General features: G+C 35.4%; 10 protein-coding genes. 7 read left to right on the top strand and 3 right to left on the bottom strand.

Annotated elements, in window-relative coordinates:
• The 6 genes from FC37_RS10855 to FC37_RS07675 all read left to right on the top strand — a co-directional run.
• Positions 1 to 451: IS982 family transposase (locus FC37_RS10855; protein WP_236697307.1), on the top strand; the 451-nt coding region annotated here is incomplete at its 5' end.
• A gap of 275 nt (positions 452 to 726) precedes the next feature.
• Positions 727 to 1,368 (top strand): hypothetical protein, encoded by a 642-nt coding sequence (locus FC37_RS07695; protein ID WP_025006453.1) that lies wholly within the window; start codon positions 727 to 729, stop codon positions 1,366 to 1,368.
• A gap of 98 nt (positions 1,369 to 1,466) precedes the next feature.
• Positions 1,467 to 2,387 carry a DMT family transporter gene (locus tag FC37_RS07690; protein WP_025006452.1) on the top strand — a complete coding sequence of 307 codons (921 nt, stop codon included), beginning with the start codon at positions 1,467 to 1,469 and terminating at the stop codon, positions 2,385 to 2,387.
• Complete coding sequence (locus FC37_RS07685; protein ID WP_025006451.1) at positions 2,380 to 3,300, top strand: EamA family transporter; 921 nt, start codon at positions 2,380 to 2,382, stop codon at positions 3,298 to 3,300. Before FC37_RS07690 ends, FC37_RS07685 begins: the two co-directional genes overlap by 8 nt.
• Positions 3,301 to 3,397: 97 nt before the next feature.
• Positions 3,398 to 3,574 (top strand): hypothetical protein, encoded by a 177-nt coding sequence (locus tag FC37_RS07680; protein ID WP_236697306.1) that lies wholly within the window; start codon positions 3,398 to 3,400, stop codon positions 3,572 to 3,574.
• Between the two features lie 321 nt (positions 3,575 to 3,895).
• Positions 3,896 to 4,381 carry a C40 family peptidase gene (locus FC37_RS07675; protein WP_025006449.1) on the top strand — a complete coding sequence of 162 codons (486 nt, stop codon included), beginning with the start codon at positions 3,896 to 3,898 and terminating at the stop codon, positions 4,379 to 4,381.
• Between the two features lie 46 nt (positions 4,382 to 4,427).
• On the opposite strand, the gene FC37_RS07670 is transcribed toward FC37_RS07675, so the two are convergent.
• From FC37_RS07670 to FC37_RS07665, 3 genes are all read right to left on the bottom strand, one after another.
• Positions 4,428 to 5,114 (bottom strand): type 1 glutamine amidotransferase, encoded by a 687-nt coding sequence (locus FC37_RS07670; RefSeq protein WP_025006448.1) that lies wholly within the window; start codon positions 5,112 to 5,114, stop codon positions 4,428 to 4,430.
• Between the two features lie 109 nt (positions 5,115 to 5,223).
• On the bottom strand, positions 5,224 to 5,478 hold the full coding sequence (locus FC37_RS10100; RefSeq protein ID WP_232792154.1) for a type II toxin-antitoxin system RelE/ParE family toxin: 255 nt from the start codon (positions 5,476 to 5,478) through the stop codon (positions 5,224 to 5,226).
• 5 nt (positions 5,479 to 5,483) lie between these two features.
• A complete protein-coding gene (locus tag FC37_RS07665) occupies positions 5,484 to 5,894 on the bottom strand; it encodes a type II toxin-antitoxin system RelB/DinJ family antitoxin (protein WP_025006447.1) in 411 nt (136 codons plus the stop codon).
• A 194-nt stretch (positions 5,895 to 6,088) separates the two neighbouring features.
• Between FC37_RS07665 and FC37_RS07660 the strand changes: the two genes are divergently transcribed.
• A complete protein-coding gene (locus FC37_RS07660; protein WP_025006446.1) occupies positions 6,089 to 7,693 on the top strand; it encodes an ATP-binding cassette domain-containing protein in 1,605 nt (534 codons plus the stop codon).
• The last annotated feature ends 66 nt before the right edge of the window (positions 7,694 to 7,759 follow it).

Below are 7,759 nucleotides of genomic sequence, written 5' to 3'. Positions count from 1 at the left end.
CAACATTGGTTATAAGGCCACCAAGAAAATTTACTTCTATGGTTTCAAAGTTCATGCCATTGTTAGCGATGACGGTTACATTCTTGATTATGTCGTAACAAAGGCATCAGTTCATGATGCCAGGGAGACAGTTGAACTGATGGAAAATACCCATCCATCTAATTACTATCTTCTTGGCGACGAAGGCTATTTAGGCAAAGAACTGCATCAACAGCTAAAACAAATGGGTTACGAACTTTGGACACCATATCCTAAAAATATGACAGGAGCTAAAAAGCACAATGATCATCAATTGATGGCTATTCGCAGAACAATTGAAAGCGACTTTTCGCTTCTGACCTATTACAATGCCGAGAACAATCGAGCACGTAGTCTGATAGGCTTTCAAAGCCGGTTGGAAATTGCAATTTTAGCTTATAATTTGGCTTATTGTCTAGAACGATTTAACTAGCACCACGCGTTAGAAAATATAGCTATGTATTTGTTTAAGAAACACAATTAGAACAAAATGAGAATAAATATCGAGCTATCAGATGTATATATCTGGATTTAAATACTTAAATTAAGTTATTAAAAATGTATATATAGTTGAAAATAACACGTAGAAAAGGCTAAAAATATAGGGATTTTACGCCTTTTTATTTTTTTAGAAAAAATGATGGACAAATCGAAAAGAAGGAATATAATTCTAGTTAATTAGACAAAGGATTAAAAAAGAGTGAGAATATGAATGGACAAATGGACGACCACATGAACAAGCAAGAGCTTAATCATTGGTTACATAGTCGTAAATGGAAGAGAATATTGTTGATCTCAGAATTCGTTTATGTAGTAATTCTGATGTTGACACTAGTTTTTAACTTTTCTGTTTTCATGCATTTAGTAGTATTTCAAGGGATAGCAATTTTCATTTATTTATTAGTCGGTTGGATCTTCGATAAAGGTGATTCAGCTGTTAGCTTTAAAAAACGTGATACATTATGGGAAACGATCACTAGCATTCGTCTTAATCGTTTATTCTTTATTAGATTTTTCGAAATAGTTACTTTCTGGGTAAACGTAGCAGCAGACATTGCATTTGGACGTAAACTCTGGGACGATATTTTGAATGCACCATTAAAAATCCAACACGCGACGGCGCTTGAGAATGCGTCACTTTACGGCGATTTTGCTTGTGTAATCTTGCTAGCAATAGTCTTTATTGCTATTATTGTTGCAAATAAAAAGACGATGCGTGTTTCTGCGATTTTAGCAATAGTATTTTTACTCGCAGTTTTACTTATCCAGCATGAGATGTTGGTTCCTGTCATTATAGGAATTATTGGTAGTGTTAGTGCAATCGTGCTTTCCTTACAAGCTAAACTGTAAAAATTTAAAATGAATAAAAAATTAACGGACTAGTTTAAGCTAGTCCGTTTTTGTTATGATATAGGTTGCTAGTTTAGTATAGTTGAGGGTTAAGAAGAATGGTTACACAAAAACAATGTCGTCTTTGGGCATTTTTGGCTGCCCTAGCCTGTGTTATGTGGGGAATCTCAGGTTTATTTGCCAAGAGCTTATTTAATACGAGTCCGTCCATCACGCCAATGTGGCTTTCACAAATCAGAATGGTCACATCTGGTATTATCTTGTTGATCGTAGCTGGATTTTTAAAGCAAAAGCCAATCGCCACGATGAAGAATAAACATGATGCTTGGGTAATTATTTCTTACGGTATTTTTGGTTTATTACCCGTGCAATTATTTTACTTTATCGTTGTGCAACAAGCTAACGCTTCAATTGCCACAATTTTACAGTTCATCGGTCCATTTTTCGTAATGGCATATTTAGCCTTTACGCATAAACAAGTAATGCGCCGGATTGATGTGATTGCAGCGATCTGTGCCTTTATTGGGGTTGTTTTGCTTGCAACACACGGTCGTTTTAATCACTTTGCCATTACGCCAAGCGTTTTATTCTGGGGCTTGCTCTCAGCCGGTGGTGTAGCAACTAATACCTTGATTCCGATCGGCGTTTTAAAACGCGTTTCAAGCTTAGTCGTTACAGGTTGGGGCCTTTTATCTGCGGGAATCTGCTTGATAATCGTTCACCCACAGATGCCACATATTCCTAATACACCACACGTTTGGCTTGATGTGGCTACCGTTATTGTGATTGGTACTTTGATTCCATTCCAGTTGATGACTAATTCATTGCGTTTCATCAAGGCATCTACTGCAAGTTTGCTTGATGCATTTGAACCATTCTCTGCAACGGTAGGTTCAGTTTTATGCTTTGGCTTGGTTATGGCACCAATGGACTGGATCGGTTCAATCTTAGTTGTTTTAGCTGCAATGGCTTTGAATATTTCTCCAAGAAAGAAAAAGGGAAAATTGAATAATGATTGATCCAAAAACACGTAGACTGTGGACTTTTCTGGCAGCCTTAGCCGCTGTCATGTGGGGAATCTCCGGTCTTTTTGCTAAAGGTTTATTCAATATTAGTGCTAAAATAACGCCGATGTGGTTGACCCAAATTCGGTTGATTATTTCAGGAATCGTACTTCTGCTTTTGGCAGGAGCTTTAAAGCAAAAGCCACTTGCTACATTAAAGAATAAGCATGATGCGTTAGTAATTTTCGCTTACGGAATCTTCGGATTATTGCCCGTGCAATTATTCTATTTCATGTGTATTCAGGTAGCTAACGCTTCGATCGCTACTATCTTACAATTCATCGGCCCATTTTTCGTATTAGGATATTTGGCTTTTACTCATAAGCAAGTTATGCGTAGGTTGGATATCTTGGCTGCGATTGCGGCTTTCATCGGTGTCTTTTTGCTGTCAACGCACGGACAATTTTATCATTTGGCCATTACGCCGGTAGCATTATTCTGGGGTTTGCTTTCAGCAGTAGGTGAAGCAACATATACTCTGATTCCAGTTAATATTGTTAAAAGAGTATCCAGCATGGTTGTAACAGGCTGGGGGATGCTGTTTGCAGGAATCAGTTTGGTGATTATCCATCCGCAATTCCAAGCTATTCCTAATAAGCCAGCTGTTTGGTTATATACCAGTGCCGTAATTATCATTGGAACGATTATCCCATTTCAGATTATGGCTAACGCCTTGCGTTACGTTATTCCATCCACAGCTAGCTTGCTTGATGCATTTGAACCGTTCTCCGCAACGGTAGGCTCAGTTCTCTGTTTTGGTTTAGTTATGATGCCAATGGACTGGGTAGGTTCAATTCTGGTTGTGCTAGCAGCTATGGCTTTGAACTTAACACCAAAACAGCCAAAGAAACATAAAGTACATGAATAAAAAAGAGAGGTTTTAATCGACCTCTCTTTTTTTGAAATAAATTAAATTAGTTAAACAGACAAGTAATGTAATAATACCGTAAATAATAAAAATTACGATGATTAAGGCAAGAGATGAAAACTCAATCCAAAAGAAGACGGAAACCGAGATTAAGATGCCTGCTAGAATGATAGTTACTAGATTCAGCTTCTTGAATTGTAAGGTGATTCCTGAAGCAAAGGTGCAGGCAGTTGCGATAGATAGGCAGACTAGGTCGATCATTGATGGGGCGTAGTTCGCTAAATCACGGAATTCTGAGACCAAAGAAAGCCCCAGAATTAAGGCGATAAGTATTAAAAAATGTCGTGCATAACTGTCTATTTTCTCCATATTGTTTGTTCAACTCCTGTAATCAATGTTAATAGCATATAGAAAAGTGAAAAATTTTTCAAGTTGAGAAAAGAAACATAAGCTCTTTCTTATCAAAATTACAAAATAAGACATTTTCTGTAGTTTTGCTTAATTAGATAGTATTACTTTTAAAACATAGTTGTAATATTTCTCAGGTAATATATAAAGCGTCGAAAGATAAAAAGTAATTAAGGAGAAATGTCAATTGAGTTTTAGACGTAATTTAGTTAAGTTTGCCGCAGTTTTATCAGTATTTTTCACAGGAATTTCTTTTATTAATGTTCCTAATCAAACACAAGCTGTGCACGCAGCAGATCAAAGCACTACAGAAAAACGTGAAGCAGTTGCTGGTCTTGCTAAAAAGCAAGTAGGTAAGCGTTACGTTTACGGTGCTACCGGTCCTTCAGCCTTTGACTGCTCTGGCTTAGCTCAATACGTTTATAAAAAAGCCGCTAAAAAGACATTACCAAGAACTACTTATGGTCAAGTTACTAAGGGTAAAAAGATTTCGTTAAGCCATCTTAAAAAAGGCGACTTATTATTCTGGGGTTCAGCTTCAGCTCCTTACCACGTTGGTATTTATGTTGGTAATGGACAATATGTGCATGCTGCAACTCCTAGTCAAGGGGTGAGAAAGCAGGCTATCAGTGCCTACTTTTATCCCTCAGCTGCTAAACGTGTTTTAAATTAATTTGATAATGAAAAAGCCCAGTCAGAAATTCTGACTGGGTCATTTTTTATTCTGTGACTTTTTTGGCTTCACTAACACGTTCTTGATGCCAAGCGATAATCATTTTCATGATGGCATTAGCTACATTAGTGTTCTTGAGTAGTGGACCATGTGAGTATGAACCAATAAAGTTGCGATAGCGCAGGCCTTCGACGTGGTCTTGCGGGTTGTTGCCGTAGCCTTCGATCATATCGCCGAGGGGATGCAACTTGTCCTTGTTATCGAAGTAAGTTTGACCAGAGTGGTTTTCAAAAGCCTTAACCTCACCCCATTCGGTCATGTAACGGGTGTCACCGATCATTCGCTTGTCGCTCTTGAAGACTGTGTGTAGTGGCAAAATATCCAAACCTGGAATAGTTACGCCAGAATTAGTCTTGTAGTAACTACCCATTAGTTGGTAACCACCACAAATGCAAAGCATCGGCTTGTCATCGTTGATGTATTTTCTCAATGTTTCTTTGTGACGTGGCAAGTCTTTAGCGACAACAGTTTGTTCAAAGTCCTGGCCGCCGCCGAAGAAAACGAAATCGTAGTCAAAGGCGTTGAATTCGTCACCAAGTGAAATATTATCAACTTGAGTGTCGTAGCCTTCACGCTTTAGTAAAAAGCTCAAGATTTTAACATCGCCTGAGTCACCGTAAGTATTCATTAAATCTTCGTAGAGATATGCAATTTTAATTAATTTATCGCTCATTTTATTGTCCCTTAGTTCGTTTAATTTCTTCTGTCTAGTATAGCTTAATAGCTAGAATGGGGCAAAGGATTAATATTTGAATACTGTACTTGATGAAGCTAGTATGACATCAATAATGTGTACAGTATCGTTTTCGATAAAGTAGAATATAGCATATTTTTTTGAAATTAACTCGTCGGTATTTTCTTGAAGGAGTTTTTCTATATCTTTCTGGAAAATAATTTAACGCTTGCATAGTTTGCTCAAGATCTTCTACATAATTTTGAGCAGTTTTTGGAGATTGAGATAATTGCAAGATAGAGCTATATATCTCTTTAAGTTCTACAGATACGTTAGGAGTTGATTTGACAGTATATTCTTGCATGAAATTTAAATTCCTAATTCTTTATTCAGTTCGCTAAAAGTTTTACTAATTTCGACACTTTTATCATCTCTTGCATCTTGGGCATGCTTAGCCAACCTTGCTTCAAGCTCCTCTTTAGTCATCTTATTCATATTCATCCAGTCAGGAGTAAGTTCGGCTAATTTATCTTCCCAGTTGGATTTAACGACTTCATACTGAGCAGTGGCCTCGGCGACCATCATAGCGGTGTCGTGGTCGTTTTTGTTTTTTCTTTTCTTTGAGGACAAATCAAAAGGAATTCCTCCAGTCAATGCAATTTGTCGTAAGTACATGTCAATTGCAACTGACATCGGGATGCCAAGTTTGTTTAATACTTTTTCTGCGTTTTGTTTAGTTTCTTGGTTAACACGGACATTGATTGCAGCTTTTTCAGTCATAATTGCACCTCTGTGTAGTAAAAATGTAGTTATTAGATAGTTGATGACTACATATTATCAGATACAGGCAGGAAAGTGAAATAAAATCAATCTTTTTAGTATTGACATAGGAGTAATAAAAATATAGAATTTGTCTAATTTTATATTCATCATATTTTAATATCTTGGATTGCTGTTCAGAATTAGGTGACGCTATGCATATAATTTTTAGCAAAATTGATAAAAAGTATAAAGTTGAATATTGGCTTCTATTAGGAATGAATATTATCAGTACTGGCATTTTAACTTTTAATGTTTATTTGGAAGGAATGCTGCTAAATTCTTTAGTGTATAAGGCTGATAGAGATTCATTTATACGCAGCATTATATTAATAATCACCCTAAGTCTTATAAGACTTTTGTTGTCATATTTCATGAATAAAATTCAAATTCTAGAATTCAGAAAAATAAATATAGAAGTTAACGATGCAATAATAAAGGAATTGTATTCAAAGGATACACTGAAAGTCACAAAAATGAATTCAGTTCGAATGGCAGACAGAATTACTGAGGACACTACTGAAGTGTTGACTTTTTTCTTCCAAACTGTAAATCAAATAATTTCAATCGTGCTTTCCTCAGTCTTGATTTTTACGTATTTATTTACAGCTGGCTCTAGTTTTTTGTTACTGATAGTGATCCTGTTGCCTGCATATAGTGTCATATATTTATTTTTACGGCCTAAGATTTTCAAAGTTAGTTTGAAGTTGAAAGAAGCCTATAATGAATACTTTTCAGGCTTTACCGAATGGTTAAGTAGATACATTGAAATAAAGGGTAATCAAAGAGAGAAAATAGAAAATGAAAGATGGAGCAGTACAAAAAGAACGCTTTTAGGCGTTGCCAAACGAGATTTTCTTCTTAATTTGAATATGTCTAATAGTGAAATTATTTTACAACTGATTTTTCAATTAGTATTGTTCATTAATGGTGGTTTATCAGTCATTTCTGGAAGAATGACAATTGGTTCTTTTTCAATCATTTTTCAATATTTTGACCAACTTTTGGGAGAAGTAGATGAAGCTTTTTCTATTTTGTTTAACTTTGAATCATTCAGGGTAGCCCGGCTGAGAATCAACAATTTACTATCCATGAAAGATGAGCAAGATGGTGAAAAAGCAGTTTCCAAAATAAATTCGATTCAGGTACAGGATTTTAATATTTATTTAGATGGAAAAACACCATTGTTTACTAGAAAAATTTCTGCTACTTTTGTTGCTCCTGGATTTTATGTTGTAAGGGGTAGAAATGGAATCGGAAAATCAACTTTTCTTAGAACAATAATAGGATTATATACACCAAAAAAAGAAGGAAAAATCACCATAAATGGTGTAAATGCTGATTTGATTAATAAAAGAAAACTGAGAGAATCGAATATAAGTTGTCTATTTCAAGATACACCGCTTCCTAATTGTTCTGTAAGAGACTATTTAGGATCATATCCTAATAAAAGTCAGATTGATAAAAATGAGTATTTTGCAAAAGTCTTTAATTCATCACAATTTAAAATTGAGAAAGTTTTAGATAGAGAGATGAGTGAACTATCAACAGGCGAAATACAATTAGTGAAATTATATTCTGCTATTTTGAAAACTAATGCACAATGCTTTTTACTAGATGAGCCATTGGCGAATATCTATCCTGAACTACAAAATGATTTGTTAAAGTTATTGCAGGAAATAGCGCAGACTAATTTGGTTATTATCATAAGTCACGATTTGCAAGTGAATGAAAATGCTAAAAACATGAGAATAGAGTAACTATTATTCGGAGACTGTCAAATCTTTTGTGTAAATAGTTCTTTCTCGCAAATTGATTTTTTAATT

The organism is Lactobacillus gallinarum DSM 10532 = JCM 2011 (assembly GCF_001434975.1).
Lineage (GTDB): Bacteria > Bacillota > Bacilli > Lactobacillales > Lactobacillaceae > Lactobacillus > Lactobacillus gallinarum.
The sequence above is the reverse complement of the archived record's forward strand: the minus strand, read 5'-3'. Positions and strand labels throughout refer to the sequence as shown.